The sequence below is a fragment of the Flavobacterium cheongpyeongense genome (genome assembly GCF_003202435.1).
In the GTDB taxonomy this organism is placed as follows: Bacteria; Bacteroidota; Bacteroidia; order Flavobacteriales; family Flavobacteriaceae; genus Flavobacterium; species Flavobacterium cheongpyeongense.
Genome location: NZ_QJHK01000008.1, coordinates 160,087 through 179,804 on the forward strand (window position 1 = coordinate 160,087; position 19,718 = coordinate 179,804).

General features: G+C 34.0%; 18 protein-coding genes. 13 read left to right on the forward strand and 5 right to left on the reverse strand.

Annotated features, from left to right (window positions below; all coding sequences use genetic code 11):
* The first annotated feature begins 66 nt into the window (after positions 1–66).
* The 4 genes from DMB65_RS11315 (at position 67) to DMB65_RS11330 (ending at position 6,236) form a co-directional block, all read left to right on the forward strand.
* On the forward strand, positions 67–834 hold the full coding sequence (locus DMB65_RS11315) for a sulfite exporter TauE/SafE family protein (RefSeq protein ID WP_110306757.1): 768 nt from the start codon (positions 67–69) through the stop codon (positions 832–834).
* A 77-nt stretch (positions 835–911) separates the two neighbouring features.
* Positions 912–3,047, forward strand: coding sequence for an InlB B-repeat-containing protein (locus DMB65_RS11320; protein ID WP_110306758.1), 2,136 nt, complete (start codon positions 912–914; stop codon positions 3,045–3,047).
* A gap of 163 nt (positions 3,048–3,210) precedes the next feature.
* A complete protein-coding gene (locus tag DMB65_RS11325) occupies positions 3,211–5,547 on the forward strand; it encodes an ATP-dependent helicase (protein WP_110306759.1) in 2,337 nt (778 codons plus the stop codon).
* 68 nt (positions 5,548–5,615) lie between these two features.
* Complete coding sequence (locus DMB65_RS11330) at positions 5,616–6,236, forward strand: L-threonylcarbamoyladenylate synthase (RefSeq protein WP_110306760.1); 621 nt, start codon at positions 5,616–5,618, stop codon at positions 6,234–6,236.
* A 152-nt stretch (positions 6,237–6,388) separates the two neighbouring features.
* On the opposite strand, the gene DMB65_RS11335 is transcribed toward DMB65_RS11330, so the two are convergent.
* From DMB65_RS11335 to DMB65_RS11345, 3 genes are read right to left on the reverse strand one after another with little or no spacing between them, the layout of a single operon-like run.
* Positions 6,389–7,222, reverse strand: coding sequence for an OmpA/MotB family protein (locus DMB65_RS11335; RefSeq protein ID WP_031454675.1), 834 nt, complete (start codon positions 7,220–7,222; stop codon positions 6,389–6,391).
* A gap of 35 nt (positions 7,223–7,257) precedes the next feature.
* On the reverse strand, positions 7,258–8,277 hold the full coding sequence (locus tag DMB65_RS11340; protein WP_110306761.1) for a glycosyltransferase family 2 protein: 1,020 nt from the start codon (positions 8,275–8,277) through the stop codon (positions 7,258–7,260).
* 18 nt (positions 8,278–8,295) lie between these two features.
* Positions 8,296–8,748 carry a type I restriction enzyme HsdR N-terminal domain-containing protein gene (locus DMB65_RS11345; protein ID WP_110306762.1) on the reverse strand — a complete coding sequence of 151 codons (453 nt, stop codon included), beginning with the start codon at positions 8,746–8,748 and terminating at the stop codon, positions 8,296–8,298.
* Between the two features lie 96 nt (positions 8,749–8,844).
* Between DMB65_RS11345 and holA the strand changes: the two genes are divergently transcribed.
* From holA to ettA, 4 genes are all read left to right on the forward strand, one after another.
* Positions 8,845–9,849 (forward strand): DNA polymerase III subunit delta, encoded by a 1,005-nt coding sequence (gene holA / locus DMB65_RS11350; protein ID WP_110306763.1) that lies wholly within the window; start codon positions 8,845–8,847, stop codon positions 9,847–9,849.
* Between the two features lie 64 nt (positions 9,850–9,913).
* Positions 9,914–10,096: a CAL67264 family membrane protein gene (locus DMB65_RS11355; protein WP_110306764.1), complete on the forward strand. Its 183-nt coding sequence runs from the start codon at positions 9,914–9,916 to the stop codon at positions 10,094–10,096.
* Between the two features lie 24 nt (positions 10,097–10,120).
* Entirely contained in the window at positions 10,121–10,510 is a 390-nt protein-coding gene (locus DMB65_RS11360; RefSeq protein ID WP_110306765.1) for a four helix bundle protein, read from the forward strand.
* Positions 10,511–10,550: 40 nt separating this feature from the next.
* Entirely contained in the window at positions 10,551–12,242 is a 1,692-nt protein-coding gene (gene ettA / locus DMB65_RS11365; protein ID WP_057119783.1) for an energy-dependent translational throttle protein EttA, read from the forward strand.
* Between the two features lie 163 nt (positions 12,243–12,405).
* Here ettA and DMB65_RS11370 read toward each other — a convergent pair whose 3' ends face one another.
* Together DMB65_RS11370 and DMB65_RS11375 are read right to left on the reverse strand one after the other, a co-directional pair.
* Positions 12,406–12,819 (reverse strand): thiol-disulfide oxidoreductase DCC family protein, encoded by a 414-nt coding sequence (locus DMB65_RS11370; protein WP_110306766.1) that lies wholly within the window; start codon positions 12,817–12,819, stop codon positions 12,406–12,408.
* A 9-nt stretch (positions 12,820–12,828) separates the two neighbouring features.
* Entirely contained in the window at positions 12,829–14,994 is a 2,166-nt protein-coding gene (locus tag DMB65_RS11375) for an endonuclease MutS2 (protein ID WP_110306767.1), read from the reverse strand.
* Between the two features lie 134 nt (positions 14,995–15,128).
* On the opposite strand from DMB65_RS11375, the gene DMB65_RS11380 reads away from it, so the two are divergent.
* The 5 genes from DMB65_RS11380 to DMB65_RS11400 all read left to right on the forward strand — a co-directional run bounded on the left by DMB65_RS11380 (position 15,129) and on the right by DMB65_RS11400 (position 18,851).
* Complete coding sequence (locus DMB65_RS11380; protein ID WP_110306768.1) at positions 15,129–15,794, forward strand: uracil-DNA glycosylase; 666 nt, start codon at positions 15,129–15,131, stop codon at positions 15,792–15,794.
* 104 nt (positions 15,795–15,898) lie between these two features.
* Positions 15,899–17,077, forward strand: a complete 1,179-nt coding sequence (locus DMB65_RS11385) for an AIR synthase related protein (protein WP_110306769.1) — start codon at positions 15,899–15,901, stop codon at positions 17,075–17,077.
* 194 nt (positions 17,078–17,271) lie between these two features.
* The gene (locus DMB65_RS11390; protein ID WP_110306779.1) at positions 17,272–17,628 is read left to right on the forward strand and encodes a hypothetical protein; all 357 of its coding nucleotides are present in this window, start codon (positions 17,272–17,274) and stop codon (positions 17,626–17,628) included.
* A gap of 119 nt (positions 17,629–17,747) precedes the next feature.
* Positions 17,748–18,365 (forward strand): GNAT family N-acetyltransferase, encoded by a 618-nt coding sequence (locus tag DMB65_RS11395; RefSeq protein ID WP_110306770.1) that lies wholly within the window; start codon positions 17,748–17,750, stop codon positions 18,363–18,365.
* Between the two features lie 42 nt (positions 18,366–18,407).
* The gene (locus DMB65_RS11400) at positions 18,408–18,851 is read left to right on the forward strand and encodes a hypothetical protein (RefSeq protein WP_110306771.1); all 444 of its coding nucleotides are present in this window, start codon (positions 18,408–18,410) and stop codon (positions 18,849–18,851) included.
* The last annotated feature ends 867 nt before the right edge of the window (positions 18,852–19,718 follow it).

Consider the following 19,718-nt stretch of genomic DNA (forward strand, 5'->3'; position numbering starts at 1 on the left):
GTAATAAATGAATGGAAGGTGTACTTTTACAACTTGTTTTTTAAAACAGTTCAAATACAATTTTAAATGGATCCTTATAGTATACTTTTTCTATGTCTGGCCGCTTTTGCTGCAGGATTTATTGACGCCATTGTTGGAGGAGGAGGATTAATTCAAACCCCAATGGGATTGATTTTATTGCCTAATCTTCCGGTTTCAACAGTTATCGGGACATTAAAAATTCCGGCTTTTAGTGGTACAGCATTTGCCGCTTTTCAATATCTTAAAAAAGTCGTTATCCAGTGGAGGTTACTTTTAATTATGATGTGCCTTGCAGTTCCATCAGCATTTCTGGGTTCAACGATATTGACTTTGGTCAGCAATGATTTTATGAAACCTCTTTTGCTTGTGGTTTTGTCTTTGTTATTTGTTTACACGTATGCCAAGAAAAATTTTGGTCAGCATTTAGTCAAAGACCATTCACCAACCACTCAGATTATTTATGCAGTTGTTATTAGTGTAATTATTGGCTTTTATGACGGATTTATTGGTCCCGGAACCGGAAGCTTTTTTGTAGTTGCTTTTATTGCACTTTTAGGTTTTGACTTTCTGCACGCTTCTGCAAATGCTAAAATGGTAAATTTGGCAACAAACTTCGGTTCGATTTGTCTTTTCATGCTAAAAGGGAAAATTATCTGGAGTATTGCTATCCCGATGGCAATCAGCAATGGATTTGGTGGCTGGTTAGGAGCAAAATTGGCCATAAATAAAGGCAATGGTTTTATCAGGGTCTTTTTTCTAATCGTAGTAATCGGAACTCTTATCCGCTTTGCTTATGATGTTTTTTTCAAATGATTTTTTCAAGAGGATAAAAAATGAATTGCTAAATATCAAATAAGGACAATTATCAACCAATCAAACAGCCTTTATAGATGAAAAATAAATTAATAATCATATTAACTTTTTTGTTACTCTTTCCGTTTTGCGTTTTTTCTCAAATCTATGTTTCTCCTGCAGGAAAAGTCGAAAATAAGGGATCTATTGATAGTCCGACAACATTGCAAAACGCTATTAATAAAGTAGCTTCTGGGCAAACGATTTATGTGCGTGGAGGAATTTACTCAATAGCCTCAACCATTTTTATTTCAAGAGAAAATAGCGGAACGGCTGGAAATCTGAAACATATAGAAGCTTATCCTGATGAAACCCCAATTCTTGATTTTTCGGCTCAAAAAGAAATTAATGAAAACAAAGGAATTGTTCTGGATGGCTGTTATTGGTATTTTAAAGGAATTATTATTAGAAAAGCCGGAGACAATGGGATGCTTCTTTCTGGAAATTATAATACGATTGACAATTGTATATTTGAAAAAAACAGAGATAGTGGTCTTCAAATTAGCAGATACTCTGCTGCTTACACTACAATTGATCAATGGCCTTCAAATAACTTAATTCTGAACTGCGAATCATTTGATAATAAAGATTTATTGGCAGAAAATGCAGATGGTTTTGCTGCAAAATTGACTTGTGGCCAGGGTAATATTTTTCGGGGCTGTATTTCACATCATAATAGTGATGATGGCTGGGACTTATATACCAAAAAGAAAACTGGTCCGATCGGGGCTGTTTTATTTGAAAGTTGCGTAGCCTATAATAATGGGACACTTACAAACGGAAGCACAACGAAAACCGGAGATAAAAATGGTTTTAAATTAGGGGGAGAAGGCATTCCTGTAAATCATATTCTGCATCGCTGTGTAGCTTTTGGAAATGGGCAACATGGTTTTACAGACAATAATAATCTTGGGGCTATCGAAATGACAAATAACACCTCGTATAATAATAAAAGTAACGGTTTCGGTTTTCGTCCTGGAGGGAAACATCAATTCAGGAATAACATTTCCTATAAATCATTTAAGGATAAAAACTTTGGAAAAGATGTCGAAAATTCTAATGTTTGGTGGATTAAAGGAAGTACTAATGGAAGAAATCCTGCACTTGTAATAAGTGATGATGATTTTGTTTCTTTGATTGTTCCTGCTGTTCTTAAAAACGAAGATGGAAGTCCAGATCTAGGTGATTTTCTGGCATTAAAGGCGACAAGCGATTTTATTGATGCAGGAGTACAGGCAAACGGAATAGAATTTAACGGAACAGCACCTGATCTTGGCGCAAGAGAATTAGGTGCTGAGCAAAAAACGGATTTTGTGTTAAAAACTATGGTAAAGCCATTGATGAGCGGAAATGTAGCTGTAAATCCTGATAAAACAATTTATGATCCAGGTGAAGTTATAACATTGACAGCAAAACCAGCTGATAATTTTGTATTCAAATCATGGAGTAATGGAGAAACAGCTACAACCACAACTATTAAAATGGAGGCAAATAAAGCGATTACTGCCAATTTTAAAAGTACACTGCCGGCAGCTTATCTTTTGACTACATCAATCACACCAACTGAGGGAGGAACAATAGCAATAAATCCGAACAAACCAACTTATACAGAAGGAGAACTGGTAACACTTACCGCTATTCCTTCAAAAGGAAATGAATTAAAATCATGGAGTTCCGGCGGTAGTGAAGAAGAGACAACAATCATCATGACTGAAGATACAGGAATTACAGCAACTTTTGGTGAGAAACTTACAGGAACTCATACATTAAGAATCGAAGAATTAGCCTTGGGCTATTGTGCTCATGAAGGTACAATAGCCATTAACTCCAGTGCAGATAATAAAAAAGTAACGAATATTGCTGATGCTTCCGGTAAAGGAATAAATTATGCTCTTAAGGTACCAACTTCAGGACTGTATACTATTATATTTCGATATGTACATAGAGGAAAAACGACAACTGCAAAACTTAAGATAAATGCGACAGATGTAATTGATTTGTCATTTCCTATAACCTCCAGTACAACCCAATTTGCTACAACTATACCCATAAATATTAATTTAGTTAAAGGTGTAAATACAATTCGATTAGAAACAGTCGATGCTTTAAGCTTTGCAAATATTGACTGGATGGAAATTACTGGAGAAGCACCGTTAGGAGAATCTTGTTATTGATTAATAAGAAAACCAAAACCATTTTCTTAAATTCAAAACCGCTACAAATCTTAGAGAGTGGTTTTTTATTTTGGTCTTTTTCTCTTTAAACATATTTTGATTTTTACAGAATTAAGATTCTAAGAGTTTAATTCTTATTTTTGCATAAAAGGAAAACAATTTCATGCAGAATTATATTGATCAGCTCAACGAAGCACAACGAGAACCTGTTTTACAAAAAGACGGACCAATGATTATTATCGCTGGTGCAGGTTCAGGAAAAACCCGTGTTTTGACAATCAGAATTGCTTATTTGATGCATCAGGGAATTGATGCATTCAATATACTTTCACTCACATTTACCAACAAAGCAGCCCGTGAAATGAAGCACAGGATTTCGGCAATTGTGGGAGCCAGTGAAGCAAAAAACCTATGGATGGGAACTTTTCACTCTGTTTTTGCGCGTATTCTTCGTTCAGAATCAGAACATTTGGGCTATCCCTCAAACTTTACCATTTATGACTCACAGGATTCGGCAAGGCTTATTTCGTCTATTATAAAAGAAATGCAGCTGGATCGTGATATTTATAAACCGAAACAGGTTTTAGGACGAATTTCTTCTTATAAAAACAGTTTGATTACGGTAAAAGCTTATTTCAATAACCCGGAATTGATGGAAGCGGATGCAATGGCAAAAAAACCTCGGTTGGGCGAAATTTATCAGCAATATGTGGAGCGTTGCTTTAAAGCCGGAGCAATGGATTTTGATGATTTACTGCTGAAAACTAATGAATTACTGACTCGTTTTCCGGAAGTTTTAGCCAAGTATCAGAATCGTTTTCGTTATATTCTTGTAGATGAGTACCAAGATACCAATCACTCCCAATATTTAATTGTTCGCGCTTTGTCTGATAGGTTTCAGAATATTTGTGTAGTTGGAGATGATGCACAGAGTATTTACGCTTTCCGTGGAGCGAATATCAATAACATTCTAAATTTCCAAAAGGATTATGAAGGGGTGAAGATGTTTCGTCTGGAGCAAAATTACCGCTCAACACGAAACATTGTAGAAGCGGCAAATACTGTAATGGAAAATAATAAAACCAAACTGGATAAAGTAGTTTGGACTGCAAACGATTTTGGACCGAAAGTAAAAGTGCACAGAAGCCTGACGGATGCTGAAGAAGGACGATTTGTTGCCAGTACTATTTTTGAACAAAAAATGCAAAATCAATTGCACAATGGTGCTTTTGCCATTTTATACCGAACCAATGCGCAATCCCGTGCAATAGAGGACGCCTTGAGAAAAAGGGATATTCCGTATCGAATTTATGGTGGATTGTCTTTTTATCAGCGTAAGGAAATCAAAGATGTTTTATGTTATTTACGTTTAGTGATCAATCCAAAAGATGAAGAAGCACTGATTCGTGTTATCAATTATCCGGCACGCGGAATTGGAGACACAACTGTTGAAAAATTAACCATTGCAGCCAATCATTACAAACGATCTATTTGGGAAGTAATGGTAAATATCGATAAAATTGATTTAAAACTAAATGCAGGAACAAAGAATAAACTGAAAGATTTTGTTACGATGATCCAGAGTTTTCAGGTAATTGACCAGAATCAGGATGCTTTTTATATTACAGATCATGTTGCCAAAAAAACAGGTTTGGTTCAGGAGCTGAAAAAAGATGCTACTCCTGAAGGAATGGCGAAAATTCAGAATATTGAAGAGCTTTTAAACGGTATAAAAGATTTTACAGAAGGACAAAAAGAAATTGACGGAGCAAGAGGAGCATTATCTGAATTTATGGAAGACGTTGCCCTGGCTACCGATTTGGATAAAGATACATCTGATGAAGATCGTGTTGCCTTAATGACAATTCACTTAGCAAAAGGACTTGAATTCCCTCATGTTTTTGTAGTCGGAATGGAAGAAGATTTGTTTCCGAGTGCCATGAGTATGAGTACCCGAAGCGAATTAGAGGAAGAACGGCGCTTGTTTTATGTAGCTTTGACACGTGCAGAGCATCAGGCATATTTAACTTACGCACAATCCCGCTACCGCTGGGGAAAATTGACAGATAGTGAACCATCCCGTTTTATTGAAGAAATTGATGGGCAGTATTTAGAATTTTTAACACCCTCAGAAAGCAATTATCGCTATAAACCAACTATTGACAGTGATATTTTTGGAGATGTCGATAAATCTAAATTACGTTTATCAAAACCCATTGGAGGAACACCTCCAAAATATATAACGGATAATGAACCGAAACCGGATTTCAATATTCGAAAATTAAAACCTGTAGCAGGAACGAATCCGAATGCTGCAGCAACAAATTTATTTGATAACAAATTAACTATTGGGAATATTGTAATGCACGAACGTTTTGGTAAGGGTGAAATAGTCAATCTTGAAGGTGTTGGGGCTGATAAAAAAGCTGAAATAAAATTTGAAGTAGGAGGAATTAAGAAACTACTATTGAGATTTGCTAAATTAGATATCGTAGGATAATAATGTTCCAGATTTCAAGTTGCCATGGCTTAACTTGAAACCTGAAACAAATTAAACAAAAAAAGAAAATGGCCGAATTTATAAAAATATATCCCGATAAACCAAGTGAAGCTGCACTTGCAAAAGTGGTAAAAGTTCTTCAGAATGGTGGATTGGTAATTTACCCAACCGATACCGTTTACGGATTAGGTTGTGATATTACTAATTCGCGGGCTTTGGAAAAAATTGCAAAAATTAAAGGAGTTAAATTAGAAAAAGCAAATTTCTCTTTTATCTGTCATGATCTTAGTAATCTGTCAGATTATGTTCGTCAGATAGATACGGCTACTTTTAAAATTTTAAAAAGAGCGTTGCCCGGGCCCTATACATTTATTTTACCAGGTAATAATAATCTTCCTAAAGAGTTTAAAAAGAAAACAACTGTCGGAATACGTGTTCCGGATAATAATATTATTCTTGAAATCGTGAGACAATTGGGAAACCCTGTAGTTTCAACTTCTATTCGTGATGAAGATGATGTGATTGAATATACGACCGATCCGGAATTAATCTTTGAGAAATGGCAAAATTTGGTTGATTTAGTTATAGATGGTGGTTATGGTGACAATGTAGGTTCAACAATTATAGATCTTTCAGAACATGAGCCGGTAATTATCAGAGAAGGCAAGGGTGATGTTGATATTTTGTAAAAAAAAACTTAAACAAAGAGGCGTTCAAACAAAAAATATTACTAACTTTATTCTTTGTTAAATTTAGTTAATTAAAAAAGTTTATCCTTCCGGATACTAAAAAAGCAGGTCATTAGACCTGCTTTTTCTGTAACATCAGTATTAACGATAAATTATTTTGCCTGTTTTTTCATTTCTTTTTCGATCATATCATAGAACTGATCGATTTTTGGCATCACAACAATGCGCGTTCTTCTGTTTTTTCCTTTGTTTTCCGGAGTATCGTTTGCTACTAACGGAACATATGAACTTCTACCTGCAGCAATTAATTTGGCAGGATTAACTCCTAGATCATTTGTTAAGACTCTAACGATTGATGTTGAGCGTTTTACACTCAAATCCCAGTTATCAAGTAAAACTCCGTTGCTTCTGTAAGGAACATTATCTGTATGCCCTTCAACCATACATTCAAAATCCGGTTTATCATTAACTACTTTTGCAACTTTAGCTAAAACACCTTTTGCAGCATCAGTAACTTCATAGCTGCCACTTTTAAATAATAATTTGTCTGCGATAGAGATAAATACAACCCCTTTTTCAACGTTGATTTCAATATCCGGATCATTGATTCCAACAGCACCTTTTAGACTTGTAACTAAAGCCAAAGTAACACTGTCTTTCTTCGTTAAAGCATCCTGAAGTCTGGATATTTTTAAATCTTTTTCTTTTAAACTTTCTAAAGATTTTTCAAGATTTTCAGCTCCTTTTGTAGTTAATACAGTTAAATCTTTTGAGCTGTTTATTAAATCCTGATTGTGCTCTTTATAACTAGCAGCAGTAGCAGCCAGACCGGCTTTTTCTTCCAGACAGGCATTTAATTTGACAGTACAAGAATTTAATAAATCCTGAGTCTCTTTGTTTTTAGCTTCTAATTCAGCATATTTCTTTTTAGAAACACACGAAGTTAAGGCCATTAGTACGGATAGCGCAATTACTATTTTTCTCATAAATGTTAAATTTAATTATACGTTGTTTTACAAATTTAGTTTTTAATATTTTGATTTCTGTTAAAGATTTCTTTAAAAAAAACCAATTTCTTTATATAATATATGAAAACGACACTTTTTATAGTGTAGTATTTTTGTATTTGAAAATTCCCTCTCTTTTTTAGATAAATCATTGACAAAGAGTAAAATGAAAAATGAGCATGCAAAATTGCAAGTGTGTGCTTAATTTTTCCTTGTGTTAAAAATCTTATTCCTGCAATTCCGTCAAGTATCATTCTGAAGAAAATGATAAAAAACAAGCCTTTTTTAGGTAGGTTTTTGACCATCATCAGTAATGAATTTCGAAAATTCAAATACGTTTTTTTTGGATTCCCTTGTTGAAGTGTCGCACCTCCAACATGATAAACAACGGAATCTGAATTGTATTTAATAGTATGTCCTGCGTTTAAAGCACGCCAGCATAAATCAATCTCTTCCTGATGTGCAAAAAAAGATTCATCAAATCCTCCTAATTCATCATAAACTCGTTTCCTTATAAAAAAACAAGCACCTGACGCCCAGAATATCTCGCAGTTGTCATCATATTGGCCATTGTCTTTTTCGATAGTGTCAAAAATTCTGCCACGACAAAAAGGATACCCATATTTATCAATAAAACCGCCAGCAGCTCCGGCATATTCAAAATATTCTTTATTTTTAAAATCAAGAATTTTAGGCTGAATAATAGCTGTTTTATTTTCAATGTCAAAGTTTTTTAAAATAGGTTTTAACCAATTTTCTGTTACTTCAATATCCGAATTGACTAAGGCATAAATTTCGGCATTTACGTCCTTTAAGGCATCATTGTAGCCTTTTGCAAAACCATGATTTCCACTGTTTTTTATGATTTTGATAGCAGGAAAATTGTTTTGAACAAATCGGATAGAATCATCTGTAGAAGCATTATCTGCTACATATATTGTAGCTCCTTGAGAAAATTGAATCACTGATGGCAAAAATTGTTCTAATAATTTTATTCCATTCCAATTTAAAATGACAACTGCAATTTTATCCAAAAGTATTTTTTTTATAATTTAATAAACTTCTTTGTAATCTGGTAACGATTTCAAAAACTCATATTTCTCGTTTTCAAAATCCATCTGACAATAATAATGATTCAGACCGTTTGTGACTTTCAAAAACCGTGCCTGCATTGTCATGTTATAACGTGCAATCTGATCAAATGTTGATTGAGATATCTTAACTTCGGGAGCTTTGCATTCTACCAATATATGTATAGAACCATCCGGATTAAAAACGACAACATCATAGCGTTTTCGCAACCCGTTGACAGTTAAAACTTTCTCTACGTTTATGAGCGATCGGGGGTATTTTTTCTCATTCATTAAATAATGAACAACATGCTGACGAACCCATTCTTCGGGGGTAAGAATTATAAATTTTTTTCTGATTTCATCAAAAATAGACACTTTATTTTCGCTATTTTTGAATCGAAAATGATAGACTGGGAAATTTAATCGCTGCATAAAGCAAAAATATTAAAATAGTTTAAGGTTTCAAGTTTAAAGTTTCAAGTTATTGAAGCCAGCCTGAAACTTGAATCCTGAAACAAAAGAATTTGAATGGACGAAGTTGTAAAAATTGTTAACGATATAAAAGCGGGAAATATAAAGCCAATTTATTTTTTAATGGGTGAAGAACCTTATTATATTGATAAATTATCCGAATATATTGAACAGAATGTCCTTTCGGAAGAGGAAAAAGGATTTAACCAAACGGTTTTATACGGAAGAGATGTTTCTGTAGAGGATATTGTTGCAACGGCAAAGCGGTACCCTATGATGGCAGACCGTCAGGTGGTTATTGTAAAAGAAGCACAAGATTTGTCTAGGACTATTGATAAAATAGAATCTTATGTCAATAATCCCATGACAACAACGGTTTTGGTTTTTTGCTATAAATATAAAACACTAGATAAACGTAAAAAAGTAACGAAATTATTGGCTCAGAATGGTATAGTTTACGAAAGTAAAAAATTATACGAAAATCAGGTTGGCGATTGGATAAAACGAGTTTTGGCCGGAAAAAAATATACCATCGAACCAAAAGCGAACGCAATGCTGGTAGAGTTTTTAGGAACAGATTTAAGTAAAATCAATAACGAGCTGGAAAAACTAAAAATTATTTTACCTCAGGGAACTATGATTACGGCAGATCATATAGAAGAAAATATTGGTTTTAGTAAAGATTATAATGTTTTTGAGCTTAGAAAAGCAATTGGTGAGCGCAATCAGTTAAAAGCTTATAAAATCGCAGAGAATTTTGCACAAAATCCAAAAGAATATCCTCTGGTAATGACAACAGGGTTGATTTTTGGCTTTTTTGTACAGCTTTTAAAATACCATGGGCTGAAGGACAAAAATCCTAAAAATGTGGCAGCTGCGATTGGTGTAAATCCTTATTTTTTAAAAGAATATGATCTGGCTATTAAAAATTATCCAATGCGAAAAGTTAGTCAAATTGTGGCAACATTAAGAGATGTTGATGTAAAAAGTAAAGGTGTCGGTGCGAATGCTTTACCCCAATCAGATCTGTTAAAAGAAATGCTTTATAAAATATTTAATTAAAACGTGAAAATTCACGATATTTGCCATTCCAAAAAAAATACTACATAAATATAATCACACAATTATGGGAATGAATAAAAATACCGTTTTAGGATGGGCTACTTTTATAATGGTACTAATGGGACTCTTGCTTATAGGTCTTGGCGTATTCAGGTACAGTGATGTTTCTGGCTGGGGATTTGGAGCTGTTGGTGTTGGATTTCTTGCTAATGCATGGGTTTTTAATGCCTTAAAAGGTAGGGTTTAGGTTTGTTGTTTATAGTTTGTTGTTATGGCGAGGATAGATAAATTTGAAGATTTAGAAATTTGGCAGAAAGCAAGAGAATTATGTCAATATGTTGAGTTATTAATTCAAACAACAACTTTAAAAACAAATTATTCACTAAAAGATCAAATAGATAGGAGTTCAGGATCTGTAATGGATAATATTGCAATAGGTTTTGAAAGAAATGGAAATAGAGAATTTATACAATTTTTAAGTATAGCAAAAGGTTCAGCTGGAGAAGTAAAGTCACAATCTTACAGAGCTTTTGATAAAAAATTGATTTCAGAAGAACAACATTTGAAATTAAATGAAATGACTGAAATTGAAAAAAACAAAATAGGAGCAATGATGAATTATTTAAGAAATTGTGAAATCAAGGGACTTAAATTTAAGTAATTTAACAATAAATAATAAACTAAAAACAATAAACAATAATATGTCAGACGATAAGAAAGTAATTTTCTCAATGCAGAAATTGAGTAAAACCTATCAGGGAGCAGACAAACCTGTACTTAAAAATATTTACTTAAGTTTCTTTTACGGAGCCAAAATTGGTATTCTGGGACTTAACGGTTCTGGAAAATCTTCTCTTTTAAAAATTATTGCAGGAGTAGATAAAAATTATCAGGGTGATGTTGTTTTTCAACCGGGTTATACTGTAGGTTATTTAGAGCAGGAACCCATTTTGGATGATTCTAAAACAGTTATAGAAATTGTTCGTGAAGGAGCGGCAGAAACTATGGCAGTTTTAGAAGAATACAATCAAATTAATGATTTATTTGGTCTTGAAGAAAACTATTCAGATCCGGATAAAATGGATAAATTAATGGATCGTCAGGCTGCTTTACAAGATAAAATTGATGCGTTAGGTGCCTGGGAAATCGATACCAAATTGGAAATCGCAATGGATGCGTTGCGAACTCCTGAAGGCGATACACCAATTAAAAACCTTTCCGGAGGTGAGCGTCGTCGTGTAGCTTTATGCCGTTTGTTATTACAGCAGCCGGATGTTTTGCTTCTTGATGAGCCTACCAACCACCTTGATGCCGAGTCAGTTCTTTGGTTAGAACAACATTTAGCGCAATATTCAGGAACTGTAATTGCGGTAACGCACGACCGTTATTTTCTTGATAACGTAGCTGGCTGGATCTTAGAACTGGACAGAGGAGAAGGTATTCCGTGGAAAGGAAATTATTCTTCCTGGTTAGACCAAAAATCAAACCGTATGGCTCAGGAAGAAAAAGTAGCTTCTAAGCGCAGAAAAACTTTGGAGCGTGAGCTTGAATGGGTTCGTCAGGGAGCTAAAGGCCGTCAGACGAAACAAAAAGCGCGTTTGCAGAATTACGATAAATTATTAAATGAAGACCAAAAACAACTGGATGAAAATCTTGAAATCTATATCCCTAACGGTCCGCGTTTAGGGACAAATGTTATTGAAGCTAAAAATGTTGCCAAAGCCTTTGGAGATAAGTTATTGTATGATAACCTGAACTTCACTTTGCCACAAGCCGGAATTGTTGGGATCATCGGACCAAACGGTGCTGGTAAATCTACCATTTTTAAAATGATTATGGGCGAGCAGGCTACGGATAGCGGGGAATTTTCTGTTGGTGAAACTGTAAAAATCGCTTACGTAGATCAGTCACACTCTAATATTGATCCAAACAAATCGATTTGGGAAAACTTTGCAGATGGTCAGGAATTGATTATGATGGGAGGAAAGCAGGTTAACTCAAGAGCATATTTGTCCCGTTTCAATTTTGGTGGTGGAGAGCAAAACAAAAAAGTATCAATGTTGTCAGGTGGTGAGCGTAACCGTTTACACCTGGCTATGACATTAAAAGAAGAAGGAAATGTATTGTTACTGGATGAGCCAACGAACGACCTTGACGTAAACACCCTTCGAGCTCTTGAAGAAGGTTTAGAGAATTTTGCAGGTTGTGCCGTAATTATTTCTCATGACAGATGGTTCTTAGATAGAATTTGTACACATATCCTAGCTTTTGAGGGAGATTCTGAAGTTTATTTCTTCGAAGGAAGCTTCTCTGATTACGAAGAAAACAAAAAGAAACGTCTTGGCGGTGACTTAACTCCAAAACGTTTGAAATACAGAAAATTGATTAGATAATAATTAATTCTAATAAATTGAAAGCCTCAAATTCAATTGCAATTTGAGGCTTTTTATTTGAAGCTGTTTCCTGCTATCCGCTATATCTTTTATGCCGAACACCGGCACAAAAGGATGCCGCTACTATCAGGGCTACGAAATCAGGTTTTATAAGAAAATTAGTTTACAAAAACTTAGCCTTCAATTCCGGTGTCGGAATCATACAGCTTCCTTTTTTACCATACCATTTATAACGGTTTTTAGCAATATAATCGTAAATGTAATTTCGATTTTTTTCTGGTAAAATTTTAAAAATTGAAATTAAACTGTAGATTCCGCCTAATTCTTTAGCAATTTTAATAATTGCCGAAGATTTGTAATAGTAAGCAATATTAGGATTGTATAAAATAATACTGTCGATTTTAGTTTGATCAACACCAATATAATTACAAATCTCTTTTCCTGAATCAGATTGCAAAGCTACAAACCTGAAAATATCTTTATTGTCGTGCTTGATAATGTATTGTACAGCAGAATCACACAAGTTGCAGACACCGTCAAAAAGGATTATTTTTTTATCGTGAGGTAGGTTTTGCATATTTTAAAATTACTTCTTCACAGCTTCAACCAACTCCAACTCATCCAGATTAACCTTCGAAGTAAAAATCCCATAATTCACCGTTGCTTTATTTTTCTCAATTGAATCTATACTTCCAACAGATCTTCCGTCCAGCATTCTTACTCGGTCACCCACTTTCAAAATTGGCTTTGGTTTTTCAATAACAGGTTTAAGTTTCTTTTCTTTTTTCTCTTTTCGAATCTCTTCCACTTGTAAAGCAACTTCAGCAACAACTTCTTTTTTCTTTTCGATTATCGCTTTTGTTTCTTTAGGTGTTGCTTTTTTGCGTTTGGAATTTTCAATTTCCACAATTTTTAAGAATTCTCCAATTAGTTCTTTTTTGTTTTTATTATTGAAATATTTCTCAGAGATGTCCTCAATTTTTTGTCCAATGTAAATTGTTTTTTGGTTACTGTCATACAATTCCTGATAGCTTTCCAGTTTTTGTTTGATTTTTACATTGATGTTTTCCATCTTTTTGCTTTCTTCACGCGCCCGGGTTTCCTCTTCTTTTAAATTCAGGGAAGTTTTTTCCAGTTTTGACCTCTCTTTTTGTAGCGTTGCAATAGTCTTGTCAAAACGAACTTTTCCAACCTCTATTTTCTTTTTGGCACGATTAATCAATCCAAACGGGATACCATTTTTCAAGGCCACTTCAAAAGTAAACGAACTTCCGGCCTGACCTAAAGCCAGTTTGTACATCGGCTCCAGTGACTTTTCATCAAACATCATATTGGCATTGGTTGCGTAGGGCAATTCATTTGCTAAAATCTTTAAATTTGAATAGTGGGTCGTGATAATTCCAAAAGCTTCACGATGATAAAACTCTTCGAGAAAAATCTCCGCCAAAGCACCACCCAATTCAGGATCAGAACCAGTCCCGAATTCATCAATCAAAAACATAGTTTTCTTATTACACTTTTTAAGGAAATAATTCATGTTTTTTAATCGGTAACTATAAGTACTCAGGTGATTTTCGATAGACTGATTATCTCCAATATCCGTTAAAATCCGGTCAAACAAGAAAGTTTCGCTTCTTTCATGAACAGGAATTAACATACCCGATTGTAGCATTAATTGTAATAAACCCACTGTTTTAAGCGAAATAGTTTTTCCACCTGCATTGGGTCCCGAAATGACGATAATCCTATTTTCTTGCTTTAATTCAATAGTCTGTGGATGCGTGATTTCATTCTTTTGTTTATTATTTAAATACAAAATCGGGTGATAGGCCTCCCTAAAAAACAATCTTCTCTCTTCGGTGATTGTCGGAAGAATTCCATTGATTCGATTAGCATATTTAGCTTTCCCGGCAACGACATCAATATCACTTAAAAATTCCTGATATTCAATTAATAATGGTAAAAATGGTCGAATAGCATTCGATAATTGTTTTAAAATCCGGGTAATTTCCTCTTTTTCTTCGTACTCAAGATTAGCCAATTCTCTGGAATATTGCAACGTTGCTTCAGGTTCAATATAGGCAATGCTTCCCGTTTTGGAACTTCCTAAAATAGAACCTTTTACTTTACGGCGATACATGGCTAGAACGGCTAGAACCCTACGATTTTGTACAAAACTTTCTTTAATATCGTCTAAATAACCAAGGCTGTTATTGTGCGTAAGAGCAACTCCAAAACTTTGATTCACTTTACCGCGCACAATATTCATATTCTGACGAATGCTCAAAAGCGAAGGAGAGGCGTTGTCTTTTATTTCTCCATATTTATCGACAATAGCATCAATTAGCGTAACAATATCTTTGGTATATTCAACTCTCGAAGCTCTTGCATTTAAATTGGGATAATAATCATCAAATTTTTTAAGGAAATTCAATAAAAAATTCGTTGTCGACGAAAGTGTCGCAATTTTTCTGAAACTGCCTACTTCCAGAAAACTGTCCTCAATTGCCAGAAACTTAATTTCGTGTGTTATAGCGTCAAATCCATGATTCGGAATAGCGTTATTATTCTCAAAAGACGAAACATATTCTGATGTCTGCATCAAAGCCTGCATCAAAGTTTCTTTATCTCTAAATGGTGTTATTTGTAAAGCTTTTTCTTTTCCAATATCGGTATTGCAACCTGATGAAATGGTTTCGAGTACTGTTGGAAATTGTAAGTCTTGTAATGTTTTTTCGGTAATACTAATCATTTAATTTCTTTAAGAAAGTCAAGGCAAAAGTACAAAAAATAGTAGCATAGCATATTGTAAATTTTATACCCTTATTTTATTCACTGTAGATATGAATTAAATAAAATAATACCGAAATTCGCTTAAAAAAAAATATGGACATAAAAATACACGATTCCTGGAAGCCGGTTTTGAATGAAGAATTTGAAAAACCATATTTCAGCGAATTAATTTCTTTCGTAAAATCTGAATATGCAACTAAGGTATGTTATCCAAAAGGAAGTCAGATCTTTTCAGCTTTCGACCATTGTCATTTTGATCAGGTAAAAGTCGTTATTATAGGTCAGGATCCTTATCACGGACCAAATCAGGCAAATGGATTGTGTTTCTCTGTAAATGACAGAATTCCGTTTCCGCCTTCACTGCAAAATATTTTTAAAGAAATCGAAACCGATTTAAACAAACCAATTCCAACAACAGGAAATTTAGAACGCTGGGCTGACCAGGGCGTTTTTCTTTTAAATGCAACCTTAACAGTTCGTCAATCCGAAGCCGGAAGCCATCAGGGAAAAGGCTGGGAAAAATTTACCGATGCTGTCATCAAACAAATTTCTGCCGAAAAAGAAAATGTTGTTTTCCTGCTTTGGGGAGGTTTCGCACAAAAGAAAGTGGCTTTGATTGATGCTACAAAACATCATATTTTAAAATCAGGACACCCTTCACCATTAAGTGCAAACAGAGGTTTTTGGTTTGGTAATAAACATTTTAGCCAGACAAATGCTTTTCTGAAATCAAAAGAAAATAAAGAAATTGAGTGGTAATAATATATAGGTTTACGTTTTTTTATTAAATCCGCTTTTCGAATTAACCGCAGAATTAAAAAAAGGGATTATCTTTGCACCACATTCAACACAAACTAAGTTTCATGAGTTCAGATTCCAGCAAAAGGTACGCACAAAGAGGTGTTTCAGCATCAAAAGAAGACGTGCACAACGCCATAAAAAATATTGATAAAGGTTTATTTCCGCAAGCATTCTGCAAAATTGTCCCTGATTATTTGACTCAGGACGAACAATATTGTTTAATAATGCACGCTGACGGAGCAGGTACAAAATCGTCTTTGGCATATATGTACTGGAAAGAAACCGGTGATATTTCTGTTTGGAAAGGAATTGCTCAGGACGCCTTAATCATGAATATTGACGATTTATTATGTGTCGGGGCAACAGACAATATCCTGCTTTCATCTACAATTGGAAGAAATAAAAATTTGATTCCTGCCGAAGTTATCTCAGCAATCATCAACGGAACAGAAGAATTAATCAACGAATTAAAATCTTTCGGCGTAACCATTCATTCAACAGGTGGAGAAACTGCCGATGTTGGGGATGTAGTTCGTACCATAATTGTAGATTCTACCGTAACCGCACGCATGAAACGCAGCGATGTAGTAGATAATGCAAATATTAAAGCAGGAGATGTAATTGTAGGTTTAGCTTCTTTTGGTCAGGCAACTTATGAGAAAAGTTACAACGGCGGAATGGGAAGCAACGGATTAACATCTGCACGTCACGATGTTTTCGGAAAATATTTAGCTAAAAAATATCCAGAAAGTTTTGATGCAGCCGTTCCGGAAGAATTAATTTATTCAGGTCAGGTAAATTTAACCGATGAAGTTGAAAATAGTCCAATAAATGCAGGTCAATTAGTACTTTCTCCAACCAGAACATACGCACCAATTATCAAGAAAATTTTAGACACGTATACACCAAACGATATTCACGGAATGGTGCATTGCAGTGGAGGAGCACAGACTAAAATTTTACATTTCGTTCAGAATTTACACATTATAAAAGACAATCTATTTCCGGTTCCACCGTTGTTCAAATTAATTCAGGAACAATCAAAAACAGATTGGAAAGAAATGTATCAGGTTTTCAACTGCGGTCACCGTATGGAAATCTATGTTCCAGAGAATATTGCTCAGGATATTATCACGATTTCAAAATCATTCAATGTAGATGCACAAATTGTTGGTAGAGTTGAAGCTGCAGATTCAAAAAAACTTACAATTACCAGTGAATACGGTACATTTGAATATTAATATATAATTTGTCAGGCTGAGCAGAATCGAAGCTCTTTATTCCTTAAAACCTTCGATTCTGCTCTGGATGAAATTTTTAAAATATATAAAAATTAGCTTTTTCAGGAGCTAATCCCGCTATTCGCTGTATCTTTTGTGGCGAACCCCGCCACAAAAGGATGCCGCTGCTATCGGGGCTAAAACACCACCTCGTTATGTATGAACTGCTTTTTTGGAGATATTTAAACGAAATTTACCTGAACAATCAGGAAGTTTATGAAGCTTTAATTGAAAATCAACAAGTCGATGGTCTGGAAATTCTTCCTGTACAGGTAATCCTGAACCGAATTGATTCTGTATTCTCACAATGGGAAAAAGTAGATGAAAACAGTTGGAAAAACAAAACAGGAAAAGGTGCTTTTCAAATAATAACTACACCACAAAGCATTAAAATAGACTGCTACGGAACTGAAGGCAAAACCATGAATAAGTTAGTAGAATTACTCGAAGAATTCAAATGCCCTTTGTATGACCCACAAGTTCCCGAACGCTACGACGAAATGAGTGAGTAATTTTTAAGATTTTGTGAATTTAGAAAAGCTATCAACAAAATATTACAAAATTCCGTAGGAATGACTTATTTTGTAGCAACGGATTTTAATCCGTTGATTGTATCCATAAAAGGTTAATTATGAATCCAGAATATAATTTCAATTTTTCAGATAACATTATTTTAGAAGACGATTTGGTTCTTTTGCGTCCTTTGCAGAAATCAGACGTTGATAACTTACTTGAAATTTCAATCAACGAGCCCGAAACCTGGAAATATTCCTTAGTAGGTGCAGACGGAAAAGAAAATTTGATCAATTATATTCAATTAGCTGTAAAAGAAAGAGAGGTTAAAAAAGAATTTCCATTTATAATATTCGATAAAAAATCTCAAAAATACGCAGGTTCAACCCGTTTTTACGATATAAATCTCGAATACAAAACCCTGCAATTAGGATATACCTGGTATGGTTCTGCATTTAGGGGAACCGGACTTAACAAACATTGTAAATTTTTACTGCTTCAATTTGCATTTGAAACTCTCGAAATAGAAAGAGTAGAATTCCGTGCTGATAATAATAATAAGAGAAGTATTGCTGCCATGAAAAGTATTGGCTGCAAAGTAGAAGGCGTTTTGCGAAGTCATATGCCAACCATAGAAAATGGAATTCGCCGTGATTCTATCGTCTTAAGTATTCTTAGAAACGAATGGTTTGAAGAAGTCAAAGAAAAACTAAAACAAAAAATGAAGAGTTTATAAAAAACTTCACGAAATTTACATTTTTAAAATTAATAACGAAATATGAAAATAAATCTAAAATCAGGAATTGATAAATTGCTTTTCGGTATGAAGCAAAATGATGTAACAGCAGCTTTAGGAAAACCTGATAAGAATTACAAAGATGAAGACGATAATGTCATTTTTGTTTACAATGCACAAAAAATTAGATTAACATTTTACCAGGAAGAAGATTTTAAATTAGGATATGTAGTTGCTTCCAGTAATGATTTAGAAGTTTTTGGCTTTAAACTTATAGGAAGAAAAATTGCAGATGTAAAAAAAGATTTGGCAACGAAAGGAATTACAAAATACAACCAGGAAACTTTTGATACTTTCGAAAATTATTTCAACGAAGACAATTGGTTTATTCTTCAAACCGAATTTGATGAAGTTGTGAAATTCGAAATTGGAGCCATCATTAATGACAAAGACGAATTCGATTGGAAATTCCCAGTTAAAAAATAAAACCAATACATAGTAGGATATAAACCCCGACAGTTTTTTGAAACTTGTCGGGTTTTGTTTTTGTATATATAGTATATAGTAGAAGAATCATTCAAGGGATTTGTAATAATCAGGAGCTTATTCCCGCTATAGACTGCAATTTTTTGCTTTTTAAAGTAAAAAGCAAAAGGATTTTCGTTTCTATCGGGGCTATGGCATCGGTTTTTCAAAGAAGTTTTTCTTTAATATAGTGAAAAGGAGCTTTTGTGATCTAAAAAAAGGAAAGAAGTGATTTTGCAGAGTTCTTATAAAAGAATTTATTGCGATGAGAAAACCATAAAATCGTGATATTTGAAACTAACAGGATTGATACAAATGCAACTACTACGGAAAATTCTTAAAAAATGATAAAAAACTTAAAAATCTAAGTTTAATGTTATGAGTAAGTTAAGAAAAAGTTTAAAAAAAAGATGGAAAAAATATAATAACCCCCCTTGTAAATGTAAATAAAGGTTGTAGTTTTGCACCCGCAATAGCGACAGGCGTTCTTTTAAATAGTGACAAGCAAACGAATTTGAGTTGAAAAAATATTTTCGAAAAAAGATTCAAAAAAGCTTGTGAGAATTAAAAATGCTTTTTACCTTTGCACCCCGCAAAACACGGAAAGTTCCTTGATAGATTGGTAAGAGATAATAAAGAAATGAGGCGAAAAAAAAGTTTCAAAAAACTTTAAAAATTTCTTGCTAATTAAAAAAAGAATTTCTACTTTTGCACCCGCTTTGAGAGACAAACGACAAGCGAAAAAAGGAATAATAAATATTACGTTCGTAGACATATTGAATTGACAGCCGTTTTAACAGAGATGTTAGAACAAAAGAATAAAGAGTA